The sequence below is a fragment of the Pseudomonas sputi genome (genome assembly GCF_021603585.1).
GTDB classification, from domain to species: Bacteria; Pseudomonadota; Gammaproteobacteria; order Pseudomonadales; family Pseudomonadaceae; genus Aquipseudomonas; species Aquipseudomonas sputi.
Genome location: NZ_BQHI01000023.1, coordinates 44,898 through 68,251 on the forward strand (window position 1 = coordinate 44,898; position 23,354 = coordinate 68,251).

The 23,354-nt window shown below is 61.2% G+C and carries 25 protein-coding genes; 8 read left to right on the plus strand and 17 right to left on the minus strand.

All coding sequences use genetic code 11. The features are described 5' to 3' along the window. Positions 1–19: 19 nt before the first annotated feature. The 4 genes from L6D81_RS23435 to L6D81_RS23450 form a co-directional block, all read right to left on the minus strand. Entirely contained in the window at positions 20–619 is a 600-nt protein-coding gene (locus tag L6D81_RS23435) for a hypothetical protein (protein ID WP_236182115.1), read from the minus strand. Continuing rightward, entirely contained in the window at positions 616–1,215 is a 600-nt protein-coding gene (locus tag L6D81_RS23440; protein WP_236182116.1) for a papain-like cysteine protease family protein, read from the minus strand. The genes L6D81_RS23435 and L6D81_RS23440 overlap by 4 nt, the downstream gene beginning before the upstream one ends. Before the next feature lie 249 nt (positions 1,216–1,464). Continuing rightward, on the minus strand, positions 1,465–1,740 hold the full coding sequence (locus L6D81_RS23445) for a hypothetical protein (protein WP_192563923.1): 276 nt from the start codon (positions 1,738–1,740) through the stop codon (positions 1,465–1,467). 80 nt (positions 1,741–1,820) lie between these two features. Then, complete coding sequence (locus L6D81_RS23450) at positions 1,821–2,555, minus strand: DUF899 domain-containing protein (RefSeq protein WP_236182117.1); 735 nt, start codon at positions 2,553–2,555, stop codon at positions 1,821–1,823. Between the two features lie 177 nt (positions 2,556–2,732). Between L6D81_RS23450 and L6D81_RS23455 the strand changes: the two genes are divergently transcribed. Beyond that, positions 2,733–3,125, plus strand: coding sequence for a transcriptional regulator (locus tag L6D81_RS23455; RefSeq protein ID WP_236182118.1), 393 nt, complete (start codon positions 2,733–2,735; stop codon positions 3,123–3,125). 60 nt (positions 3,126–3,185) lie between these two features. On the opposite strand, the gene L6D81_RS23460 is transcribed toward L6D81_RS23455, so the two are convergent. The 3 genes from L6D81_RS23460 to L6D81_RS23470 all read right to left on the minus strand — a co-directional run bounded on the left by L6D81_RS23460 (position 3,186) and on the right by L6D81_RS23470 (position 5,254). Then, positions 3,186–4,055: a DUF6279 family lipoprotein gene (locus tag L6D81_RS23460; protein ID WP_236182119.1), complete on the minus strand. Its 870-nt coding sequence runs from the start codon at positions 4,053–4,055 to the stop codon at positions 3,186–3,188. Between the two features lie 77 nt (positions 4,056–4,132). Next, positions 4,133–4,849 carry a TorF family putative porin gene (locus L6D81_RS23465; RefSeq protein ID WP_236182120.1) on the minus strand — a complete coding sequence of 239 codons (717 nt, stop codon included), beginning with the start codon at positions 4,847–4,849 and terminating at the stop codon, positions 4,133–4,135. Positions 4,850–5,065: 216 nt separating this feature from the next. Then, a complete protein-coding gene (locus L6D81_RS23470; RefSeq protein WP_016985943.1) occupies positions 5,066–5,254 on the minus strand; it encodes a hypothetical protein in 189 nt (62 codons plus the stop codon). A 350-nt stretch (positions 5,255–5,604) separates the two neighbouring features. On the opposite strand from L6D81_RS23470, the gene L6D81_RS23475 reads away from it, so the two are divergent. The 3 genes from L6D81_RS23475 to L6D81_RS23485 all read left to right on the plus strand — a co-directional run bounded on the left by L6D81_RS23475 (position 5,605) and on the right by L6D81_RS23485 (position 7,972). Beyond that, positions 5,605–6,441: a CvfB family protein gene (locus L6D81_RS23475; protein ID WP_064383204.1), complete on the plus strand. Its 837-nt coding sequence runs from the start codon at positions 5,605–5,607 to the stop codon at positions 6,439–6,441. A 45-nt stretch (positions 6,442–6,486) separates the two neighbouring features. After that, positions 6,487–6,876, plus strand: coding sequence for a DUF2177 family protein (locus tag L6D81_RS23480; protein ID WP_236182121.1), 390 nt, complete (start codon positions 6,487–6,489; stop codon positions 6,874–6,876). A gap of 163 nt (positions 6,877–7,039) precedes the next feature. Continuing rightward, on the plus strand, positions 7,040–7,972 hold the full coding sequence (locus L6D81_RS23485) for a DMT family transporter (RefSeq protein ID WP_236182122.1): 933 nt from the start codon (positions 7,040–7,042) through the stop codon (positions 7,970–7,972). Here L6D81_RS23485 and L6D81_RS23490 read toward each other — a convergent pair. Next, positions 7,917–9,098 carry an MFS transporter gene (locus L6D81_RS23490; RefSeq protein ID WP_236182123.1) on the minus strand — a complete coding sequence of 394 codons (1,182 nt, stop codon included), beginning with the start codon at positions 9,096–9,098 and terminating at the stop codon, positions 7,917–7,919. The two genes, L6D81_RS23485 and L6D81_RS23490, sit on opposite strands and share 56 nt — an antisense overlap. A 105-nt stretch (positions 9,099–9,203) precedes the next feature. Here L6D81_RS23490 and ptrR point away from each other — a divergent pair, with 105 nt between their 5' ends. Beyond that, complete coding sequence (ptrR, locus tag L6D81_RS23495; RefSeq protein WP_236182124.1) at positions 9,204–10,097, plus strand: putrescine utilization regulator PtrR; 894 nt, start codon at positions 9,204–9,206, stop codon at positions 10,095–10,097. A gap of 142 nt (positions 10,098–10,239) precedes the next feature. Continuing rightward, positions 10,240–10,368, plus strand: a complete 129-nt coding sequence (locus L6D81_RS29555) for a PA1414 family protein (protein ID WP_003184145.1) — start codon at positions 10,240–10,242, stop codon at positions 10,366–10,368. A gap of 93 nt (positions 10,369–10,461) precedes the next feature. Here the strand turns inward: L6D81_RS29555 and L6D81_RS23500 are convergent, their stop codons facing one another. From L6D81_RS23500 to speB, 6 genes are all read right to left on the minus strand, one after another. Beyond that, the gene (locus tag L6D81_RS23500) at positions 10,462–10,710 is read right to left on the minus strand and encodes an acyl carrier protein (protein ID WP_236182125.1); all 249 of its coding nucleotides are present in this window, start codon (positions 10,708–10,710) and stop codon (positions 10,462–10,464) included. A 44-nt stretch (positions 10,711–10,754) separates the two neighbouring features. Beyond that, on the minus strand, positions 10,755–11,480 hold the full coding sequence (locus L6D81_RS23505; RefSeq protein ID WP_236182126.1) for an MBL fold metallo-hydrolase: 726 nt from the start codon (positions 11,478–11,480) through the stop codon (positions 10,755–10,757). Between the two features lie 84 nt (positions 11,481–11,564). Further along, the gene (locus L6D81_RS23510) at positions 11,565–12,944 is read right to left on the minus strand and encodes a sodium:solute symporter family protein (protein ID WP_236182127.1); all 1,380 of its coding nucleotides are present in this window, start codon (positions 12,942–12,944) and stop codon (positions 11,565–11,567) included. 79 nt (positions 12,945–13,023) lie between these two features. Then, positions 13,024–14,535: a purine-cytosine permease family protein gene (locus tag L6D81_RS23515; protein WP_236182128.1), complete on the minus strand. Its 1,512-nt coding sequence runs from the start codon at positions 14,533–14,535 to the stop codon at positions 13,024–13,026. Between the two features lie 55 nt (positions 14,536–14,590). Next, positions 14,591–15,013, minus strand: a complete 423-nt coding sequence (locus tag L6D81_RS23520) for a YybH family protein (protein ID WP_236182129.1) — start codon at positions 15,011–15,013, stop codon at positions 14,591–14,593. 10 nt (positions 15,014–15,023) lie between these two features. Then, a complete protein-coding gene (speB, locus tag L6D81_RS23525) occupies positions 15,024–15,974 on the minus strand; it encodes an agmatinase (RefSeq protein WP_236182130.1) in 951 nt (316 codons plus the stop codon). Positions 15,975–16,206: 232 nt separating this feature from the next. Between speB and L6D81_RS23530 the strand changes: the two genes are divergently transcribed. Continuing rightward, the gene (locus L6D81_RS23530; protein WP_039772530.1) at positions 16,207–17,100 is read left to right on the plus strand and encodes a LysR family transcriptional regulator; all 894 of its coding nucleotides are present in this window, start codon (positions 16,207–16,209) and stop codon (positions 17,098–17,100) included. 4 nt (positions 17,101–17,104) lie between these two features. Then, positions 17,105–17,698, plus strand: a complete 594-nt coding sequence (locus L6D81_RS23535) for a tRNA-uridine aminocarboxypropyltransferase (protein ID WP_236182131.1) — start codon at positions 17,105–17,107, stop codon at positions 17,696–17,698. A 59-nt stretch (positions 17,699–17,757) separates the two neighbouring features. On the opposite strand, the gene L6D81_RS23540 is transcribed toward L6D81_RS23535, so the two are convergent. The 3 genes from L6D81_RS23540 to L6D81_RS23550 all read right to left on the minus strand — a co-directional run bounded on the left by L6D81_RS23540 (position 17,758) and on the right by L6D81_RS23550 (position 22,857). Beyond that, positions 17,758–19,119 (minus strand): HlyD family type I secretion periplasmic adaptor subunit, encoded by a 1,362-nt coding sequence (locus L6D81_RS23540; protein WP_236182132.1) that lies wholly within the window; start codon positions 19,117–19,119, stop codon positions 17,758–17,760. A 10-nt stretch (positions 19,120–19,129) separates the two neighbouring features. Next, complete coding sequence (locus tag L6D81_RS23545; protein WP_236182133.1) at positions 19,130–21,289, minus strand: type I secretion system permease/ATPase; 2,160 nt, start codon at positions 21,287–21,289, stop codon at positions 19,130–19,132. Positions 21,290–21,498: 209 nt separating this feature from the next. Next, positions 21,499–22,857 carry a TolC family outer membrane protein gene (locus tag L6D81_RS23550; protein ID WP_236182134.1) on the minus strand — a complete coding sequence of 453 codons (1,359 nt, stop codon included), beginning with the start codon at positions 22,855–22,857 and terminating at the stop codon, positions 21,499–21,501. Positions 22,858–23,354 lie beyond the last annotated feature (497 nt).

A 23,354-nucleotide genomic window follows, 5' to 3' on the forward strand; every position in this document is an offset into this window, starting at 1 on the left:
TTTTTATTGCCAGCGTTTATCAACTGCCCAGCAGGCCCGTGGTGTCGGCATCAAAGCGCCGCTTGGCCTGATCGGCTGCCGGTTTGAGCTGTGCGAGCAGGGCGGCCTCGCTGTACAGCCCTGCCAGCGCCAGTTCTTTCGGCGTTGGCTCGATCGGGATCAAAACGTCTTCACCCGCCGCATGCAGCCAGATCGCCACGAAGTGCAGCGCCGACACAAACAGCATCCGCAGCTCAACGGTTTTGCCCTTCAATTGCGGTGATTGTTCCGCCAGTTTCAGCGCATCGACCGTGGCGGCCGCCAGGTGGCCGTGGTTCAACGAGGCAAACTCGACGTGACCGCGTACTTCGGCCAATTGCGCATCGGCAATCGATACTCCGCCGGAAAACACCAGGTAATGCCAGTCGCCCACTCGGGCGTCTTTCAGGCCTTTGCCCTGGCTCAGGTCTTCCAGACTGAGCGAGTAGCTGCGATAGGCCTCGCTGAGGCTTATCCCGGCGGGCGCAGCACTGGCGAACTGGCGATTGACGCCGAATCCCTGGGTCTGCAACGCGGCCTGCAGGGCCGGACGCAAGGTTTGTAGGCCGTTGGAAGGGGCCTTTGGATAAGTCAGTTTCATGATGCCGCCCCCTGGTTTTTTGCCGTGAAGTAAGTGTGGGTCCAGTTGCCGCCGCCGTTGTAGGAACCGGGGAAGGCACTCAGCGCCCGGGTCGAATAGCCGTAGATCGAATCCGCGACCAGCACGTAATTGCCGTTGGTGCCGTAGATCGCCAGAAAGTGCGCACCGCCGCCGTACCAGGCACAGCGCAGGCCGATCGGGCGGCCCATGTTGATCTGGTTCTGGATGGCCGACATTTGCAGCGAACCCGAATTCATGCCGTTGAAGCTGCGGGTGATCTTCAGCGCAACGTCGAGATAGCCGTACACGTTGCATGGCCCCGGTTGATTGCAGCAGTTGCGATCCAGGGCGGCACTGGCAACGGCGCATTGGGTCCAGGACCCGGTGCCGTAGTAGTTGCCGACCGAGGCGGAAGCGGCGGCCCAGCACCAGTTGGTCTGGGTCTGTTGCTGCATGGTGAAGTTCAGGCTGGCGGCCGCCAGGGTACGTTGTTGAACAGCGGCCTCGACCTCGACCAGTTGCGGGTCGAGCAGATGGCCGGTCAGGCACGCGGGCAGGGTATTGCCGGGAAGTGCCGTTGTTTCAGTGGTTAACATTTTTCAATCCTCCATGAATGAAAACTAACGTTCCGCGTTTGCGGGATAACGTTAATGCCGAGCGATCGGTGCTCAAGGGTTGCCATCTCCGATGGCCGGTTCCGATCAGGCTCGGGGTAACCCTAGGTGTGAATATGCATTTGTGCAAATAATTGAATGCATTAATGCAAATTTCCGGACAAAAGGAGGCAGGCGTTGGCATCGATCCAGCCTGATCGATACCAAAGCCTGTCGTTGTTCGAGCGTGTGCTATCCCTCGGTTTTCTTCTCGGCCGACCCCAGTTCCTTCAAGCGCTGATCGATCAACTGGCATTTGTCCGGCAGATCGGCGGAGGCCGTACCCAGATCCATTTTCTGCAACTCGGCGTTGATTTCCTTGGCCTTGGTCGGGTTTTGCTCGGTGAGCTTCGCGACTTCCTGTGCCAGTTGCTCGCGTTTGGCGGTGGCCTCTTCCGGGGTGCAGGCCCAGACGGGTAGGGCACAGGCGAGCGTGGCGGCGAGGGTGAGCTTGAGCAGCGTCTTCATGGGGGCAGGCCTCGGTTCCGGTTAAGGCGGGTTAACCGGTTGAGGCCTGTGGCCGGTGAAAAGTTCAGTGTTGTTGGCGCTCAGTCTCCATGGCAGCAACTGGATTTTGATGCCCCGTTGTACCGGTCATGATGCCGCACCCATTCCATGATCTCGTCCTCGTTCCGGCCCTTGGGCGTGAGGTCGAGGTAGTTGTAGGCGCCGACCAGCAGGTCGAGGCCGCGGGCATAGGTTGAGTAGGTGTGGAATATGTCACCGTTGTCGGCGCGATAAAACACGCTCAGACCGGGCATTTCTTCCTCGGCGCTGTCGGTCTTTTCGTAGTTGTACGTAGCCTTGCCTGCTACGACATCTTCAGCGCGGGCGCACACGCCAAAGTCGTAGTTGAAATCGCAACCGTTTGAAGACACCCAGTCGAATCTCCAGCCCATCCGCCGCTTGAAGGCCTGGAATTCGGCGAACGGTGCGTGAGACACCGCCACCAGCGCAATGTCGTGATGGGCCAGGTGCAGATTGGCGCCATCGATGTGGTCGCTGAGGAATGAGCAGCCCGGGCAGCCTTCTTCCCAGCCCTTGGCGAACATAAAGTGGTAAACGACGAGTTGGCTGTGCTGACCGAACAGGTCGGCGAGTTTCAATTCGCCGTTCGGCCCCATGAAGCGGTAATCCTTGTCGACCTTCACCCAGGGCAGGGCGCGGCGTTGGGCGCTGAGGCGGTCACGCTCCCTGGTGAAGGCCTTTTCATCGGCCAGATGCTGCTTGCGGGCGGCGAGCCATTCTTCGCGCGACACCACTGGATGATTCTCAACGTTCATGATGATTTCTCCTGCGGGGGTTGAAACCGTCTGTTTCAGACTAGTCGTTTAACACCCCGGGAAATCGACAGACCGCCGGTCGGTCGGCGCGCCGAATAATCCTGAACGGTGACGCAACGGTCCGGTCACAACCTGTGAACGCGCCAAAAAATCACGCGCACCGGAGGTTGAATCAGGATGACGACTTATAACTGGGATTTGATTGAACGCCTGCTGCATGAAGTGCAGAACGGCGCGGGCCACAGCTTCGCGCCACGGTCTTTCGCCGAAGACTATGCGGCAGAGAAAGCGGCGGCGGGCGAGGCGATCGAGAATCTGGATCACCTGAAAACGCTGGCCTGCGACTACGAAAAGCTGCTGCTGGAGCGAGGCTATATCGAGCCCCGTGGCGAGGACGAAGGCAGTACCGGCAACAATTTCGGCCTGACCCCGCGCGGCTCCAGCCTGTTGAGCCTGATCGACAGCAGCATTCCCGGCAATGATCATCCGCGTCAGGTACTCGATGAGCAGGAAGACGCGCTGGATGCGCTGACGTTTGATGAGGTGGCCTCCAAGGCGCAGATTGCCTGAGGCGTTGCACAAAAAACCGTGGGAGCGAACCTGCTCGCTCCCACGGTTTTCTCAATGGTCTCAGCTTTTTTGTGCGGCCTTCAGGCACTTCAAGTCGTTGAAGTCCTTGCGCACGCCCTCGATCTTTTTCAACAGGCGCTGGCGCTGCTGAGGCGTGCTGTCGGCCATCAGATCAACGAACAGCGAACGGGCCTGCGCCTCGGTATTGGCGTAGGCCTTTTGGTAATCCGCTGTCCATAAACGCTCGCGATTGACCAGAAGCGTCTCGATCCGCTGTGGGAATTCAGGACTTTTGCGTTGCGCCACCGCCGCGCTGAATTGCTTCTGCCAGTGGGCGCGGTTGGCGATCCACTGGGTGTTCTGATCGCCCAGAGCGGTCGACCAGGCCATCACCCGCTGCTCCTGAGTGACGCTCAACGGGCCGAGCCAGTCGTTGAGGCGTTTGTCCATGCGTGCGCCACGCTCGGCAATTTGCTGTGAAAGGGGTGGCTTGAGGTATTCCCGCTGGCGCTTTTGCAGGTCTTCGGCAAAGGCGTCGTTCATTTCAGCAACCTGCCGATCATCCAGCCCTTGTAGCAATTCAATCGCCGACGGGGTGATTTCCCGGGCGGTTTCGGCGATCGCCTGCTTGGCTTCTGCGGTGCGGGCCTGGAGGGCGGCGTCGGTAACCTGATTGGTTTCGACCATGGTTTGCAGGCGATCGAGCCAGTCCAGATAACCCGGTAACTGCGTGGTGCAGTGCCAGCTCAGGTGTTCCCTGAGGCGTTCGTTGAACCAGCCTTTCTGCTCGCCATTCATGTCCAGGTAGTCGCTGAGCGTCCACGGAATGATCACGTCGAGATTGCGGTAGGCCAGGCCGACACGGCTGCAGGCGCCGAGAGCAAGGGTCAGGATCAGTAGAACAGCGATGCGTTGGAACCAGCTAGACATGGGCAAGTCCTTGCGAAAGCCAGCCTTGAGGGTCTGATTCTTATGTGAACACAGGATGGACCCGGCAGTTCAGCCTATCAAAAGAACGGGCGTTCGGCCTTGAGCGTGACCAGTCCGTCGCACTGACTGTTATGTCCGGAATAGGCCGAGCAATCGCTGCCGCTGAGGCTGGAGTTGCTGTAGATCAGATCAAGGTCGATGCCCATGAACGGCCGGGAAAGTTTCACCGACCAATCGGTGAAACTGCTGACGTAACCGCCGTCCACCGAGACCGGCGTGTTGAACTGATGGGTGGTGTATTTCATGCTGATCCCGATGCCGAACGGCTGATTGCCGCCCAGGTCGGCAAACAGGGTGTTGTTCTGTTTATCCGGATCGTTGCTCAGGGCGATGCCGATCCGGCTGCCGAGCAGGGTCAGGCCACCGAACAGTTCCTGACTGTCGAGGGTGTCGACCTCGGGATAGCTGTAATGGATCATCCCGACTTCGTAGCCGAGGGTCTGATCGAAAGGTTGTTTAAAGCCGATGTAGGAATCGATTTCGAGGTTCTTCCCCGGCGTCAGGCCCATGCTCGGTGCGTACTGGCCGACATAGAGGCCGCTGTCATGGCTCAGGTCCAGACCGCCGTGGAACGAGCCGATCGCCGACGGCTTGACCAGGCCCTGGGCCATGCTGCGACTGGGCGAGGTGCCGAGCTTGAGGTCGAAGTCACCGAGTTCACGCTGGAAAATCTGCGCGTGCGCCGCCGGGCTCGCCAGCAGGCCTACAAACAATAAACAGGAAGATTTGAGCATGCGTCACTCCTTGAACAGCGAGCGCAGGGCGATAAGGCCTGCTGAAACGCTTGATCCAGACGCGTGCAAGGATACCGGCGAATGATCGGCATCGAGGGCCGTTCGTCGATTTCTGCTGTTTTTGAATGTTTGATTAAACGCGAGGGAGGTCTGCGAGTGATCCGGTCCAGGCGCTTCGAAGCTCAAAGCGCCTTTGGACTGGTGTGCTGCGGGGGGTTATTTCTTGCCCAGGCTGATCTGCTTGGACGGGCCGAACGTCTGGCCGCTGACGCCTTTGGCAATTTGCTGGATCTCGCCGCCGGACTTGAGGAATGCCGCGATCTGATCGTTGATCGATTCGCTGGTTTCAACGGCTGGAGCTGGCTTTGCTTTGCTGGTGGATGCTTTTACACGCATGGCGGCCATTAACCTGTAGAAAAGTAACTCGGCCAGGCATCGTACAGGAATAACTTGACAATTGCTTGGTAAATATCCTCCGGAATAACTCGGCGCGCCGGTGGATTAGGCTTGATTAAATATTCGAAATATCCCGCTAACCTGCTGTTTTAACTCACAACATTTATTCGATTCCATGATGTCGGGGGGCGTCGGGATCAAGTGAAGGCCGTCATGCTGGCCTGACGAGCGGCGCGCACCCGGCGTGAAATCCAGGAAAATCAAAGCCTCCCGCAGATTTTCGGTCGGCCGGTCGATGGGCGACCGACGAACCTGGCAAAACCGGGTAGAATGCCGCCCACGCAATGAGGGTATTGGAAATGGCTTTAGTCGGGCGCTACAACAGTTTGCAAGTGGTTAAACACACTAACTTCGGTTTATATCTGGACGGCGGTGCCGACGGCGAAATTCTTTTGCCCAACCGTTATATCCCCAAAGATATTCCCAGCGAAGATGAAGACTGGCTCAATGTTTTCATTTATCTGGACAGCGATGACAAACTTATTGCCACCACTGAAAAACCCAAAGTTCAGGTCGGTGAATTTGCCAGTTTGAAAGTTGTTGAAGTCAACAGCATCGGCGTGTTCCTCGATTGGGGCCTGCCGAAGGATCTGCTGCTGCCTTACTCCGAAGAAAAACGCCAGATGACCGCCGGCGAGTACTGCGTGGTGCATGTCTACCTCGACAAGCACACCCGCCGCATCACCGCCACCGCGCGCCTGGATCGTTATCTGGACAAGACCCCCGCCAACTACAGCGCGGGGCAGGAAGTCGATCTGCTGGTCGCCGAAGCCACTGACATGGGCTTCAAGGCGATCATCAACAACAAGCACTGGGGTTTGATTCACAAGAATGAAATCTTCAAGTTCATGCGTGCCGGCATGCGCGAGAAAGGCTTCATCAAGGAAGTGCGCGCCGACGGCAAGATCAGCCTGAGCCTGCAACCGGTGGGGCAGGAAGCGGCCAGCAGCCTGAACTCGAAGATCCTCGCCAAGTTGCGCGAAAACGATGGCACCCTGGCCGTCAGCGACAAGAGCGATCCGGCGTTGATCAGCAGCCTGTTCGGCGTCAGCAAGGGCAACTTCAAGAAGGCCATCGGTTCGTTGTACAAAAACGGCCAGATTGTCATTCATGCCGATCGCATTGAACTAACCTGAGTCTCCCGTGGCCCATGTTGCATGGGCTTACTTGAGATCGGGTAGATGAAAAAAGCACTGATTGCCTACGTTGCCACACTGCTGGCGTTTCTTCTGCTCGACGGGCTCTGGCTCGGCGTGTTGATGGCGCCGACCTATCGCGAACTGCTCGGTTCGCTGATGCTCGAAAAACCGTTGCTGGTGCCAGCAGCGGTTTTTTATTGCCTGTACGTTTTCGGCTGTGTGGTGTTTGTGGTGCTGCCGTCGCTGACCTGGCAACGCGCCGCTCGCCTGGGTGCGCTGCTCGGGCTGGTGGCTTATGGGACCTATGACTTGACCAACTGGGCGACGTTGCGCGGCTGGTCGGCACAGGTGTCGCTGATGGATTGGGCCTGGGGGACGTTTGCCACGGCGCTGGCCTGTACGGTCGGGTTCCGGGCCGCTCGCCGAAGCTGACGGCGGGCATGACGCAACAGGGCAATTGCGGGTCTTTGCCGGGCGGCAATTTCTGTCCGACTGGTTGATAATCCCTGCCATCCTTTTTCGCCCCGGACAAAGCGCCGGGGCTTTGTTTGACCTTTGGAAAAACTGCCATGTTGTGTGTGTTCGAGGTGTCGAGGTGAGCGTCAGTCGGCGCAGTGCCGACGGATTTGCCCTGCAAGTGATGATCGGCCTGTGCCTGATCTGGGGCGTACAGCAGGTGATGATCAAGTGGGCGGCGACCGACATTGCCCCGGTGATGCAGGCGGCGGGGCGGTCGGGGATTTCCGCGCTGCTGGTAGGACTGCTCATCTGCTGGAAGGGCGGTTGGGATCAGGTCGGTGCTACCTGGCGCGGCGGCTTGCTGGCAGGTGCCTTGTTCGGCCTCGAATTCCTGTTCATCTCCGAAGGCTTGCAATTGACCACGGCGGCGCACATGTCGGTGTTCCTCTACACTGCGCCGATCTTCACCGCGCTGGGTGTGCACTTCCTGTTGCCGAGCGAGCGTCTGCGGCCGGTGCAATGGTTGGGGATTTTCATGGCGTTCGTCGGGATCGCTGTAGCGTTTGCCGGCGGCGTGTCGTGGGACAACCTCGATCACCGCATGCTGATGGGCGATGCCCTCGGCGTGCTGGCCGGCGCCAGTTGGGGCGCGACCACTGTGGTGGTGCGCGCCTCGCGCCTGTCGGAGGCGCCAGTGACCCTGACCCTGTTCTATCAACTGATCGTCGGCTTCATCGGCCTGTTGCTGATCGCGCTGCTCAGCGGCCAGATCACCCACGTCAGCCTGACCGTCGTCGCGGTGGGCAGCGTGCTGTTCCAGGGGCTGGTGGTGTCGTTCTTCAGTTACCTGACCTGGTTCTGGCTGCTGCGTCGTTACCTGGCGGCCAATCTGGCAGTGTTTTCCTTCATGACGCCGTTGTTCGGCGTCACGTTCGGCGTGGTGCTGCTCGGCGAAGAACTGAGCCTGAACTTCATCGTCGGCGCCGTCCTGGTGTTGCTCGGCATCACCTTCGTCAGCGCGGAACAGTGGGTGCGTCGGCGTTTGCGCAAAGCCCTCGGTCAGCCGTAGCCGATTTGCACGCCAGGCCGCCGGCAATCAGCAGGCCGCTGCCGGCGATCACCAGCGCCGGTTGCAGGCCACCGCTGAAGTGGCTGCTGAGCGCCGCCAGCAACGGCCCGCTGAGCTGACCGACGGCGAAGCACGCGGTGAGCAGGCCGGCGTTGCGCTGGGTAGCGTGGGGCGCCAGTTCTCGGGAGCGCTGCATCACCAGTTGCATGCAGGCCAGGAACGGCGTGCCGCACAGGATCACACCCAGTGCCAGGCCGAGGCCGCTGCCCAGCAGGCAAGCGAACACACCGGCGGCTTGCAGCCATAACGTCGCCATCAGCCAGTGCCGGGTGGTATCCGGATCGTGCCGACGCAAACTCACCAGAAACACGCCAATGGCGGCGCCGAGGCCGAAGCACGGCCAGAACAGATCGGCCTGCCATTGCCCGCGAAACTGCGCGTTGGCCATCTGCGACAGAAACGTGGCCGGGATGATGTAGCCCACGCCGTACAACGCATAAACAATCGCCAAACGCCCTATGCCACGATTTGACGAACCGATCGCAGTCGGCGCGGCCGGCACGCCGACACCCGGTTGCGGCAGGATCCGCACGATCCCCAGCAACATCACCAGCGCCACGGCGGCATAGATCAGCCACAGGGTGGCGGACGTCTGTTGCGCCAGATGTGAGAACAGCGCCAGTAACCCCGTGAGAAAAATCCCCAGCCCCGGCCCGGCAAACACCAGCGCCCCCAACCGTGGACGACCCGCCGCCGCAGCCAGTGGCTGACTCAGCGCAGTAATCATCACCAGCACCCAGGCGCTGGCCACGCCGGTGCCGAAACGCAGCAACAAATGCGACCAGAAACCGTTGGCCCAGAATGACGCCAGCGTCAGCAGCACACACAACCACAGACCGCCATGCAGGCGCCGCTGCACCTGATCCGGCCGGCGGGAAAACATCGCGTCCAGCGCACCGAGCAGATAGCCGAGGTAGTTGGCCGCCGCAATCAGACCGGCGGCAGTCAGGTCGATCTGGCCTTCACTGAGCAGGTGCGGCAGTTGCGGGGTGAGGGCGAAACGCCCGATGCCCATGGCCATCATCAGGGCAACAAAACAGGCGGATAAGCGGATCAGCGGTGACATGGTCTGAATTCCGTTGGAGGTTCGATGACCGTCAGGCTAGGACTGATTGACTTTCTTTAAAATTGAATAATAGTGAGCAACTTGTTCTGTTCAGGAGAAAAGGTTGTGGAGTTCAGCCAATTGCGGATCTTCCAGGCCGTGGCGGAGGAGGGCTCGATCACCCGCGCCGCCGAACGTTTGCATCGGGTGCCGTCGAACCTGTCGACCCGGCTTAAACAGCTGGAGGAGCAACTGGGTGTCGAACTGTTCGTTCGTGAGCGTCAGCGTTTGCAGTTGTCGCCCGCGGGAAAAGTCCTGCTGGACTACACCGGCAAACTGTTCGCCCTGCGCGATCAGGCGAGTGCAGCGGTGATGGGCGGGCAACCGGCGGGGGATTTTGTGCTCGGCACCCTGTACAGCACGGCGGCGATCCATTTGCCGGCGCTTTTGGCGCGCTATCACAAGCAGTACCCGGCGGTGAATCTGCAGGTGCAGTCCGGGCCCAGTGGCGAATTGCTCGAAGGGTTGCTCACCGGGCGCCTCGACGCCGCGCTGGTGGACGGCCCGCCACAACTGGCCGGGATCGACGGTGTGCCGCTGTGCAACGAGCGGCTGGTGCTGATCAGCGAGGCCGATCACCCGCCGGTGCGCAGCGCCAGGGATGTTGAAGGGCGGGCAGTGTTCACCTTTCGCCATGGCTGCGCCTATCGCGCGCGGCTGGAAGCGTGGTTCGCCCACTATCAGGCGGCGATGGGCCGGGCGATGGAGATCGAGTCCTATCAGGGCATGCTCGCCTGCGTGATCGCCGGCAGCGGTGTGGCGCTGATGTCGGAGTCGATGCTCGCCAGCCTGCCGGGGCGCGAAAGCGTGGCGGTGCATCCGCTGGCCGAGCCTTTTGCCAGTGCGACCACCTGGCTCATGTGGCGGCGGGGCATGGCCGGTGCCAATCTAAATGCGTGGATTGAACAGCAGCAGGCGCTCTATCCCGTGGCTAGCGAGGACGTGCGGGAAACGGCTTGAACGAACGGTCAGGGATTTGGATCAATTCAGTAACAGATCATTGCGGATTTGGCCGAGCATTGCGTAGGACTTCGGACTATTATCAGTGCGAAGCGGCCTCAGAATTCCGGACGCTCAGCACCACCCTGAAGGGGGCATGACGATGAAAGAGAAAATTCAAAACTGGCTGCACGATTTGGGTGTTGCCCTCGGCTTGATCGAACCGCCTCTGCAACCGGTCCCGATTCGCACCGATGACGAACAGCGTCGGCGTCAGCCACGTCGGCGGTAATGCCCCGCTTTGAAGGATCAAAGGATTTAAACGACAAGAGATCGCCTCCGGCTGTCGCTCCATGGAGTGGCGGCCGGAGGCGATCTTTTGTTTTCAGTGACGCTCGATTTCCATCAGAAACCGGCTCAGGTCATTCACGGTTTTCGCGGTCTTGAGCATCCGGTCCTCTTCGGCGGTGAAGGCCGTCAGTCCGAATTCGTCTTCCAGATGGAAGATCAGATCTTCGATATCCGCTTTTTCCAGCCCCAGTTGCGCAAGGCTGGTGTGGTCGTCGAATTCACGGTTTTCCAGCAGGCGCAGGATGAACCGGTGCACGGCAGCACGCACGGCAGCTCTTCTCATGGCAGATCTTTACTGTGGTTGACCTGATTGAAGTACAGCAGGCCTCAGGCGTGCCGACGCAACCATTCGTCAATCATCCCGCGCAGATGCGCGCCGGAAAAACTGCCGAAGTGCCCGCCATGCACCGTGCGGATCTTCAGCCCTTGCAAGCGCCGCAGGCTGGCGGCGTAGTCGTCGAGGTTGGAATGGTAGGCGTCCTCGATCAACGGCCCGTCGTAAATGATGTCGCCGCTGAACAGGGTTTCGCTGGCCGCTTCGTAAAGGCTGATCCCGCCCGGTGAATGTCCCGGCGTGTGCAGCACCTGCAGCGTGCGATTGCCCAGGTCCAGCACATCGCCGTCCTCGACAAACCCGCTGGCCGGTGCCGCCTTGACCCGGTATTCGGCGTAGCACAACGGGCAGTCCGGGTGCGCCTCGAACATGTCGTCGCCGACGAAGGCCCGGCTCAGATCGTTCTCGCCATCCGGCGCTGCAAGGATGTCCGCCTCGGCGGGATGCACCAGCCGTTCGGCAAACTCGTGATGCCCGGCGATGTGGTCGAAATGGCAATGACTGGCCACCGCCACCAGCGGCCGCTCGGTCAGCCACGGCAGTTGCTCGCGCAGGCTGACCAGCCCGGAACCGCTGTCGAGCAACAGATCCTTGTCCCGCCCCTGAACATGCCAGAGGTTGCAGCGGTAGAAGGGACGGATGTACGGCTCGTGAATCAGGCGAATGCCGTCGCTCAGGGTTTGCACTTCGAACCACTGATCGCGAGAAACAATCTTCATAGGCACTTTCCTTGAGACGAAAAAAACGGGTGTGGCAACCGACGCCACACCCGCCGAAGAAAGCATCAAGTCGTTGTGTTCAGCTTAGATTGCGTTCGCCACTACGTTTGGGCGACGCGACATCAGGCTGACCACTACAAAACTCACCAGACCCACCGCCAGGCTGTAGTAGATCGGGGTATTGGCATCCAGACCGTCCTTGAACATGAACAGCAGGGCAGTGGCGAAACCCAGGCCCATGCTGGCGATGGCGCCGGCGGTGGTCGCGCGTTTCCAGAAGATCGCGCCGATCAGCGGGATCAGCATGCCGCCCACCAACAGGTTGTAAGCCAGGGTCAGGGCGCTGATCACGTCGTTGACCACCAGCGCGATGCCCAGCACCACGACACCGGTCAGCAGGGTGAACAGACGGTTCACACCCAGGCTCGACTGTTTGCCGCCACGCAGTTTCGGCAGCAGGTCTTCGGTCAGGGTAGTGGCGGCGGCGAGCAGGCCGGCGCTGGCGGTGGACATCATGGCGGCCAATGCAGCAGCGATCACCAGGCCACGGATGCCGTCCGGCAGCGACAGTTTGACGATCGCGGCGAAGGCGTTGTTGACGTTGTCCAGATCCGGGATCAGCACGTGCGCCGCCATGCCGATCAGGGCACAGGCCAGACCGTAGAGGATGCAGTAGATGCCCGCGAAGCTACCGGCGTACTGAGCCACTTTTTCGTTCTTGACGGTGAACACCCGTTGCCAGATGTCCTGACCGATCAGGATGCCGAAGAAGTAGATCATGAAGTAGGTGATGATCGTGTCCCAGCCGATGGTGGTGAAGTTGAAGGCGGTGGCCGGCAGTTTCAGCACCAGTTCGTCCCAGCCGCCGACTTTGTACAGGCAGATTGGCAACAGGATGAACATCAGGCCGACGGTCTTGATGATGAACTGGACGATGTCGGTCAGGGTCAGCGACCACATGCCGCCGATGGCCGAGTACACCACGACCACGCCACCGCCGAGCAGTACCGAAATCCAGAATGGCAAGCCAAACAGCACTTGCAGCACGGTGCCGATGGCGAGGATCGAGGTCACGCCGATCATCAGCGCGTAGGCCAGCATGATCGCCGCGCTCGCCGAGCGGGCCATCGGGTTGTAGCGTTTTTCCAGGACCTGGGTGACGGTGTAGATCTTCAGTTTCAGCAGCGGCTTGGCCAGGAACAGGTTCAGCGCCACGATGCCGCAACCCAGTGCCGCGCACAGCCAGAAACCGGAAATGCCATGCACATAGCCCAGGCGCACGGTGCCGACGGTGGACGCGCCACCCAGAACGGTCGCGGCCATGGTGCCCATGTACAGGCTTGGCCCGAGGTTGCGCCCGGCGACCAGGAAGTCCTCGTTGGTCTTGGCCTTGCGCATGCCGAAGTAGCCGAGCAAGAGCATGCCGGCGGCGTAGATGAGGACGACGAATAAATCCAAAGCCATGATGGCGTGTCTCCGATTGTCTTTTTTATGGGGTGGAACACTGTGGGAGAAGGCTGACCCCCACAGGCAATTCGTTTATTCAGGCGGCCTGACGCAGCGCCGCTTCAGCCGGCGCGTGCGCGCCTTTGCTCCTTGGATCCTTCGGGCCGTAAACCAGCGCCGGTTCCGGGAACAGGCTCAGCAGCATCAGGTACATCACCGAGGCCAGACCGAGGGTCACCAGCAGGCTGATGTCGATGCCGCCGGCCAGTTCACCGAGCGGGCCGACGAACTGCCCCGGCAGGTTGACGAAGCACAGGCCGACCGCCGCGCTCGGGATCCACGCGCCCAGACCGCGCCAGTTCCAGCCGTGGCTGAACCAATAGCGTCCGCCTTGCTCACCGCGAGTGAACACTTGCAGGTCGTCCGGGCAGTAGAAGCCGCGACGCACCACCAGGCCGATGATCATGATCACCATCCATGGGGTGGTGCAGGTGATGATCAGCACCGCGAAAGTCGACACGCTCTGCACCAGGTTCGCCGCGAAGCGCCCGATGAAGATGAAGGCAATCGACAGCACGCCGATCAGCAACGTCGCCTTGACTCGCGACAGCAGGCGCGGGAACACGCTCGACATGTCCAACCCGGTGCCGTACAGCGAGGTGGTGCCGGTGGACATGCCGCCGATCACTGCAATCAGGCACACCGGCAGGAAGAACCAGCTCGGCGACACCGCCAGCAGACCGCCGACGTAGTTGTTGGCTGCGATGTAGTCCGGCGCCTGGATCGCCACGATGGTCGCGGTGGTCAGGCCGAACAGGAACGGGATGAAGGTGGCGATCTGCGACAGAATCACCGCCGCCATGATCCGCTGCCGCGAGGTTGCACGCGGGATGTAGCGGGCCCAGTCGCCGAGGAACGCACCGAAGGAAATCGGGTTGCTCATGGCCACCAGCGCGGCGCCGATGAACGCGGCCCAGAAGCCCGGTTGGCCGAGGCTGACGGTGCCGGCGTAGTGCGAATCGAAGGGACCGGCGAAGGCAAAGATGCCCAGCAGGAACAGCAGGCTCGCGCTCCACACCGCGACCTTGTTCACCCACAGCAGGAAGCGGAAGCCGTAGATGCACACGGTCAGCACCAGAATCGCGAACAGACCGTAGGCCAGGCCCAGGGTCAGGTCGGTTTCCGGCAGACCGATCAGGCGTTTTGCACCACCGATCAGCGCATCCCCCGAACTCCACACCGAGAGCGAGAAGAAGGCGATGGCGGTCAGCAGCGACAGGAACGAACCGACGATCCGCCCGTGCACGCCGAAGTGCGCACCGGACGACACGGCATTGTTGGTGCCGTTGAGCGGGCCGAACAGGCCCATCGGTGCGAGGATCAGCGAGCCAAGCAGCACGCCCGAGACAATCGCCCAGACGCCGGCCTGAAAGGACAGGCCGAACAACACCGGGAAACTGCCGAGCACGGCGGTGGCAAAGGTATTCGCGCCGCCGAAGATCATGCGGAACAAGTCCACGGGACCGGCGGTGCGTTCGTTGTCCGGGATCTGTTCGACCCCGTGGGTTTCAATCTGCGTAAGGCTTTGGTCGTTGTTGTTGTTATTCATGATCTGCTCCGATCATAAAGGCGCGCTCATCGTGCGTGAGGCGTCACCTGTTTGGCTAAGGGGGTGGCAGCCCTTCCGGCATTGCGGACAAATGTTCGTGGCAGGCCAGCCAATGGCCTTGTTGTTCTAGGCTCGACGCTTGTTTCCTGAAAACAATCGTCTCGCGCTCCTGGCTGAAGTGTTGCTCCCCTTGCATGCGCAGCTCGGTGGCCACGTCATGGATGAAAATCGCCACGTCACCCTGCAGGCTGACAAAGGCGTTGCTCGAGGTGCAGGACAGCACCTCAAAGCCATCCTCGGCGCGCCAGCTGTCCCACAACGCCTGATAGGCATCGCGCGACAGCAGGGGCTGTTCGAGGGTGTAGAACACGAAGCTGGCATCGGCGCTGAACGCGCCGAAGTAGGCTTCGCGATCGTTGCGGGCGAAGGCGGACACCAGATCGGCGGCCGCTTTCAGAACCTGATCACGTTCGTGCATGACCCGACCCTCAGCGGTGGACCACGCCCGGCAGTACGCAGAGCATTTCGTACAGCAGGTTGGCGGCCAGCAGCGAGGTGTTGCCGGTGGTGTCATAAGCGGGCGAGACTTCTACCAGATCGCAGCCGATCAGGTCGAGGCCCTGGCAGCCGCGAACGATTTCAATCGCCTGAATGGTCGTCAGACCGCCGATTTCCGGGGTGCCGGTGCCCGGCGCCCAGGCCGGGTCAATGCCGTCGATGTCGAAGCTCAGGTACACCGGGCCGCCACCGACTTTCTCGCGCACTTCGGCCATCAGCGGTGCCAGCGACTGGTGCCAGCACTCTTCGGCCTGCACCACGCGGAAGCCCTGATCGCGGCTCCAGTTGAAGTCGTCAGCGGTATAGCCCTGTGCCCGCAGACCGATCTGCACCACGCGGTCGCAGTCCAGAAGACCTTCCTCGACCGCACGACGGAAGGTCGTACCGTGGGCGATTTTCTCGCCGAACATGTGATCGTTGACGTCAGCATGAGCATCGATGTGCACCAGACCGACCTTGCCGTGCTTTTTGTGGATGGCGCGCAGGATCGGCAGGGTGATGGTGTGGTCGCCACCCAGGGTCATCGGAATCACGTTGTGCTCGAGGATGTTGTCGTAGGCTTCTTCGATGATGCGCACGGCATCGAGCAGGTTGAAGGTGTTGATCGCCACGTCACCGATGTCGGCGACCGACAGCGAATCGAACGGTGCAGCGCCGGTGGCCATGTTGTACGGGCGGATCATCACCGATTCGGTGCGGATGTCGCGCGGCCCGAAGCGGGTGCCGGGGCGCAGCGAAGTACCGATGTCCAGTGGCACGCCGACGAAGGCGGCGTCCAGGCCGGCAGCGGTCGGTACATGGGGGAGTCGGAGCATGGTGGCGATGCCGCCGAAGCGCGGCATTTCGTTGCCGCCCAGTGGTTGGTGAAGAATCTTGTCCACGGGTAGGGCCTCATCGTCTTTGTTTTATTTATGTCGGCGCACCGCATTCGCAAGGTCACGGCCACCGCTGTGGGCCGATTCTGCGAAATGTAGTGGGGCGGAAGAATCGCTACGGGCAAATACTTAGTTCAGAAATTTCTAAACTAATGAGAGGTAGATGGATAGACTTCTCGCTGATCGTTCCCACGTGGAGCGTGGGAACGATCTATGGAGAACGATCCTTGGAGTAGACATGGCCAACGCTTTACCCGACCTGAAACTGTTGCGCATCTTCGTCAGCGTCGTGCGCCATCAGGGGTTTGCCAACGCGCAGCAGGAACTCAACCTGTCGACTTCGGCGATCAGCACCTACATGAGCCAGCTCGAAGCCGCGCTGGGTCTGGTGCTGTGCCATCGCGGGCGCGGCGGTTTCAGCCTGACCAGCAAGGGCGAGCTGTTCCATCAGGAAACCCTGCGCCTGCTGGCCGAGCTCGAAGGTTTCGAGCAATACGCCGCCGCGCTCAAGGGTGAATTGCGCGGCACCCTCAATCTGGGGGTGATCGACTCCACGGTCAGCGACAAGGCCTTGCCGTTCGCCGAAGCCATCGGTGCCTACAGCCAGGAACACCCGGCGGTGCATTTGCATCTGTCGGTGATGAGCCCCTACGAACTGCAACTCGGCGTGCAGGACAATCGCCTCGACCTGGCCATCGGGGCGTTTTCCACGCGCATGAGCGGTCTGGTGTACATGCCGCTGTATCGCGAACAGCATTGGCTGTATTGCAGCAACCGGCACCCGCTGTTCAACGAACGGCGGATTCCCGAACAGGTCATCACCCAGCAACGCATGGTCGGACGCGGTTACTGGAGCCAGGCCGAACTGGCCCGTCACGGTTTCAAACACAGCGCCGCGACCGTGGAAAGTATGGAAGCGCAGCTGATTCTGGTGCTGTCCGGCGCCTACATCGGTTACCTGCCGGAGCACTACGCCCAGGCCTGGGCCGACAAGGGCGACCTGCGGGTGCTGCTGCCGGCCACCTTCGGCTATCAGGCGCCGTTTTCCATGATCATGCGCCGTGGCCGCAGCCGCGAGCCGCTGATCCAGACCTTCCGCGACTTGCTCAAAGCGCAGCTCAATCAGGCATAAGACAATGTCCAGACCCCAATGCCCGCGCTGCCTGCGCCCACAAACCCACTGCCTGTGCCCACTGATCCCGAGCCTCGACAGTCGCACCCGGGTGTTGCTGTTGCAGCACCCGAGCGAGGTCAGTCATGCGCTCAACACCGCTCGGCTGGCGGCGCTCGGTTTGAACAATGCCGAACTGATTGTCGGGGAGGTGTTCGAGGATCTGCCCGCGCTGTTGAATCGCCCGGGGTATCGGGCGCGGTTGCTGTTTCCGGCGGACGATGCGCAGCCGATGCAGGCTTACGCCGCGTCCGATGAGCCGCTGTTGCTGGTGGTGCCGGACGGCACCTGGCGCAAGGCGCGCAAGATGCTGCACCTCAATCCCTTGCTGGCGGCGTTGCCACGGGTGACGCTGGCGGAAGGCGGGGTTTCGCGGTATCGGCTGCGCAAGGCACCGGGGCCGGGGGCGTTGTCGACGATCGAGGCGATTGTGCAAGCGTTGCAGACGCTGGAAGCGCCGGCGTCGTTCGAGCCGCTGCTCAAGCCGTTCGAGGCGTTGATTGAAGGGCAGATTGCGGCGATGGGGGAGGCGACTTTCCAGAAGAATCACGGAGGCTGATCGGACGGGTACTGATCGTTCCCACGCGGAGCGTGGGAACGATCACAAGCTCCGGATAATTAGCGTTCGCGCATCGCCTCGGTCCGGGCCTTGAGCACCGGTTTGAGCAGGTAATCCAGCACGCTTTTCTCCCCGGTGATGATGTCCACCGTCGCCACCATCCCCGGAATGATCAGCAGCGGTTTCACATCCCCGCCCAGGTGGTTTTTGTCGGTGCGCACCTGGATCAGGTAGAAGCTGTTGCCCTTGTCATCGGTAATCGTGTCGGCACCGATCAGCTCAAGTCTGGCGCTGAGCCCGCCATAGATGGTGTAGTCGTAGGCGCTGAACTTGACCATGGCTTTCTGGCCCGGATGCAGGAACGCCACGTCCTGCGGTCGGACCTTGGCTTCGATCAGCAGGTTGTCTTCCAGCGGCACGATTTCCACCATGTCGCTGCCCGGCTGCACCACGCCGCCGATGGTGTTGACCTTCATTTGCTTGATCACCCCATGCACCGGCGAGGTCACGGTGGTGCGGCTGACGCGGTCGTCGATGGCGATGCTCGACGCGGTGATTTTCGACAGGTCGGTGCGTTTCTCGTTGAGCTCCTTGGCCGCTTCGGAGCGGAAGGTCTGTTCCGATTCGTCGATCTTGCTGCGGATCTCGGCGATGGCCGATTCGGCGCGGGGAATCGCCAGCGTCGTGGCGTTCAGGGAACCGCGAATTTCCACGGCGCTGCGCTTGAGCCGCAGGATCTCCACCGGCGACACGGCACCGGTCTTGACCAGCGGTTCGGACATGTTCATTTCCTGATTGACCAGCGCCAGGCTCGAACTGTATTGCCCCTGTTTCGAGCGAAACTCCGCCAGCTCCTGAGTCTTCTGCCGCAGTTGTTCACTCAGAGTGCGCTGTTCGCTGGCCAGCCGCCGTTGCCGTTGTTCGTAAAGCGAGCGCTCGTCCTCAGCCACTTGCGGGGCCTTGGCGATCACCTCGTCCGACAGCTTGAACGGCCGGCCTTCGGCTTCGGCGGACAAGCGTTCGACCTGTGCAGTCAGGGCATAGCGATCGGCCTCGCTCTCACCCTTGTTCGACAGAAACCGCGTGTCGTCCAGGCGCAGCAGTTTGTCGCCCTTGTCGACCATCTGCCCTTCGCGCACGAAGATCTCGGTGACGATCCCGCCCTCGAGGTTCTGGATCACCTGGACTTTGCTCGACGGAATCGCCTTGCCTTCGCCCATGGTCACTTCCTGCAACACCGCGAACTTGGCCCAGACCAGCGCACTGATGAGCAGCGCCGCTGCCAGCCACACGGTAATCCGCGACCAGCGCGGCGAGTCCTGCAACGAAGCGCTGGCCGTTTCCGGCATGAATTCGGCTTCGGCGCTTTTACCGAAACTGTCGAAGTACCCGCGGGGTTTTGAAGAGGAGGAAGCAGACATGGGGCAACTCCTAGACCGCTGCCGAGCCGACCCGGCCCTTGCGCAGCGCATCAATGACCGCTTCTTTCGGACCGTCGGCGACGATCCGGCCGTTGTCCAGCACCAGCAACCGATCCACCAGGCTCAGCATCGAGGTGCGGTGGGTGACCAGCAGCAAGGTTTTGCCCTGCACCCAGCCGTGCAGTTTCTGGCGCAGGACGTCTTCGCTGCTGTTGTCCATGGCGCTGGTGGGTTCGTCGAGCAGCATGATCGGCGGGTCGAGCAACAGCGCCCGCGCCAGCAACACCGCCTGACGCTGGCCACCGGAGAGCAATTGCCCGCGCTCGCCCACCGGCCGGTCGAAGCCTTGCGGATGCTGCCGGGCCAGCTCGGTGACGCAGGTCAGTTCGGCCACTTCGAGCATCCGTGAGTCGCTGATATAGCGGGCGCCGAGGGTCAGGTTGTCGCGCAGGCTGCCGGCCAGCAGCGGCAGGTCATGGGCGACGTAACCGATCTGCTGGCGCAGGTCGGCGACATCCAGTTGCCGCAGGTCGAGACCGTCGAGCAGCAATTGGCCTTCTTCCGGTTCATAGAAACCCATTACCAGCCGCGCCAGGGTGCTTTTGCCAGAGCCGCTGCGGCCGATGATGCCGATCCGTTCGCCGGGTTTGACGCTGAAGCTGACGTTGCTCAGAGCCGGGGCGTTCTGGCCGTTGTAGTGGAAGGTCACCGCGTTGGCCTCCAGCGCGCCTTGCAGTTGCGTGCGCTCCAGTGGCCGTTGTTTGCCATCGCGCTCCTGGGGCAGGGACATCAGCGCGTCGGTGCTTTTCATGGTCAGTTGCGCTTGCTGGTAACGGGTAATCAGCCCGGCGATCTGGCCGAGCGGCGCGAGCACGCGGCTGCCGAGCATGTAAGTCGCCACCAGTGCGCCGACGCTGAGATTGCCGGCGATGATGCTGTAGACCCCGGCCACAATCGTCGCCATCCCCGAAAACTGCTGGATGAACAACGTGCCGTTGGTGGCCAGCGCCGAGAGGTTGCGCGCATGGCTGTCGAGGCGGGTGAGGGCGCCGTGGGTGCTTTCCCATTTGTGCTGGCGCTCGCTTTCGGCGCTGCACGCCTTGAGGGTTTCCAGGCCGCCGAGGGTTTCGATCAGCAACGCCTGACGCTCGGCGCCGAGGCTCAGGCTTTTCTGCACGGTGTCGCGCAGACGGGCCTGAATGATCATTGCGAAAACAATGGTGATCGGAAACGCCAGCAACGGAATCACCACCAGCCAGCCACCGAGCAGGCCGATGACCACCAGCATCAACACCACGAAGGGCAGGTCGATCAGGCTGGTCAGGGTCACGGCAGTGAGAAACTCCCGTAGGCCCTGGAAGTCGTGAATGCTCTGGGCGAAACCGCCGATGGTCGCCGGCCGGGCCTTCATCGCCATGCCGGTGATGCGCTCGAATAAGGTCGCGGAAAGGATCACATCGGTTTTTTTGCCGGCAGTGTCCAGCAGGTGCGCGCGCACCACGCGCAGCACCAGTTCGAACCCGGTGCCGATCAGCAGACCGATCGCCAATACCCACAGGGTCGACGTGGCCTGGTTCGGCACCACGCGGTCGTAGGTCTGCATGACGAACAGCGGCACCATCAGGCCCAGCAGGTTGATCAGGAAACTGGCGAGGATCGCGTCGCTGTACAGCCATTTCGACAGCTTCAGGGTGTCGCGAAACCACGCCTGCACCCGCGGCACCAACGGTGAACGCAGGTCTTCCAGTTCATGCCGTGGCCGGGCGAACAAGGCCTGGCCGCTGTAGTGTTCGGTGAGTTCTTCGCGGCTGACCCATTGCTCGCCACCGTCGGCTTCACTGGGCAGGATCAGCGCCTTGCCGTCTTCGCTAAAGCGCCGCAGCACCGCCGTGCGCCCGTTATCCAGCAGCAACAGTACCGGCAGGTTCAGCGGTGAAATGTCCTTGAGTTCCCGGCGCAGCAAGCGCGCCTGCAACCCGGCCCGGGCTGCGGCGCGGGGCAGCAGGTCCAGGCTCAGGCGTTGTTTGTCCAGGGGCAGCCCGGCGCTCAGGCTGGCGCGGCTGACCGTCGCGCCGTGGAGTTTGCAGAGGATCAACAGACCGTCGAGCAACGGGTCATCGAAGCTCAGCCGCGGATCGATCCCGGTGTTACCGGGTTGCATGCTGGTCATATTGATCGCTCCCGTTGAGCTGGCTCGGCTATCCACATCAACCCTGTGTTACTGCGAGGCGTTCAACCGTACTGATCGTTCCCACGCTCTGCGTGGGAATGCAGCCCGTGACGCTCCGCGTCACTGGACGCTCCGCGTCCCTAGAGGCATTCCCACGCAGAGCGTGGGAACGATCAGGTTGCGGCCTTCGGCAGCGCCCGCACGCGGGACTACTTCAGTTCGGGCAGGCGTGCTTCGTTCTTCACCTCGGTCGCGGCAATCGCATCGGCGGGCAGCACGACCCGTTGCTTGCTCAACAACTGGCCCATGTTCGCCAGCACGCGGTACATCGAATATTCCTCGGTGTAGCGGATTTCGGTGTAGCGACGGTTGGCGTTGTACAGCTCGTTTTCACTGTCGAGCACGTCCAGCAGGGTGCGCTGACCGAGGCCGAACTGATCCTGATAGGCGGCGCGTACGCGCTTGGTGGTCTCGGCGTATTCGCGGGCGGTCGGGGTCTGTTTCCTGGCGTTGAGCATGGCGTTCCAGGCCAGATGAATGTTCTCGTTGAGCTGGCGCAGGGCGTTGTTGCGGATGTCCATCGCCTGGTTGATCTGGTGCGCGTCGGAGGCCAGTCGCGCCTTGTCGCTGCCGCCACGGAACAGGTTGTAGTTCATCACCACGCCGACCCGCCATTCGTTGTCGTGGCCCTCGTCGCCCTGCACGTTGTTGTTGGCACCGACGGCCGCTTCTGCGTCGAAGCGTGGGTAGAACGGCGACTTGGCAACTTCATATTGGCTCTCGGCCGATTGCACATCGGCCTGGGCAGATTTCAGGTATGGGTTGTTCTCGACCATGCTCTGCTGGGCTTCAGGCAGGGTGGCGGGCAATTCGCCGCGGGTCGAGGCCGGGGTCTCCAGCTCATCGGGCATGCGTCCGACCACGCTGTAGAAGTTCGACTCGGCGTCGGCCAGATCGACTTCGGCGGTGTCGAGGTTGTTCTGCGCCAGCGCCTTACGGGCCACCGATTGATCGGAGTCGGCGGTGCTGCCCACCCCGCGCTCGGTGCGCAGGCCGATCTGGTCGTTGACCCGCAAGTGCGCCTGCAGGTTGTTCTTGGCCAGGGTCACCAGTTCGCGACGCTTGAGCACTTCGAGGTAGACCTCGATGGTGCGTAGGGCCAGGTCCTGGGCGGTGCCTTGTGCGTAATAGGCACGCGAGTTGGAAACGCCCTTGGTGCGCTCGACCTCGTTGGCGGTGTTGAAGCCGTCGAACAGCATCTGCCGCAGACGCAGCTCGGACTGGGTGTAGTTGAGGATTTCGGTGTGATGGTTACCGAAGGCCCGGGTATTGGTGTTGTCGCTGTAACCACGCCCGTAAGAAGCGTTCAGATCCACCGACGGATAGAAGCCGCCCTTGGCAACCTTCACCTGTTCATCAGCCGACAGGCGCGCATCCACGCGCGAAGCCAGTTCGGGGTGAGTGGCGATGGTGCTCTGGATCGCTTCGGTGAGGTTCATGGCCTGGGCTTGGGAAGTGCAAGCCATGGCCAGCAAAACCGCGCTGCAGAGGGGGGTTAGTACGCGCATGGGGTGCATCTCCCTGAGTCCTGATGGTGTTCCGCTGTCGCCAATTTATTGACGATATTTTTAGTAGAAAGCGTTTCATGCTTGTAACAACAGAGCTAAGAACATCCTGAAGCGTAGCTAAGAAAAAATTTTCATATGGGTTATGCCAAAAAAAACTTATGCGGTTGGCCAAATCCAGCACATTGTTCCACTCGAAAGCCTTTGTTTTATGCGCGTCAGGGAGCACAGAAAGGCTTGAGGAAAGTTCCACTCACTTTGCGACATACGGCGAAGTACTGCTAAAGGGGAGGGACGCGTAGCGGTTGATGAGCGACATTTTTTTGTCACTCGGGTGATTCACCACCGTTACGTAGCGTTAGTGGGCCTGCTGCAATGAACAGAGATTCCAAGTGCCTGACGGCGCTGGCGTTTCCGGATTTGCGCAACCTGCGAAACGAACTGTCGAGGTGCGAGCGTTGCCCCGACAACCCGCTTGAGCCATGGGCTGCTTCGCAAAC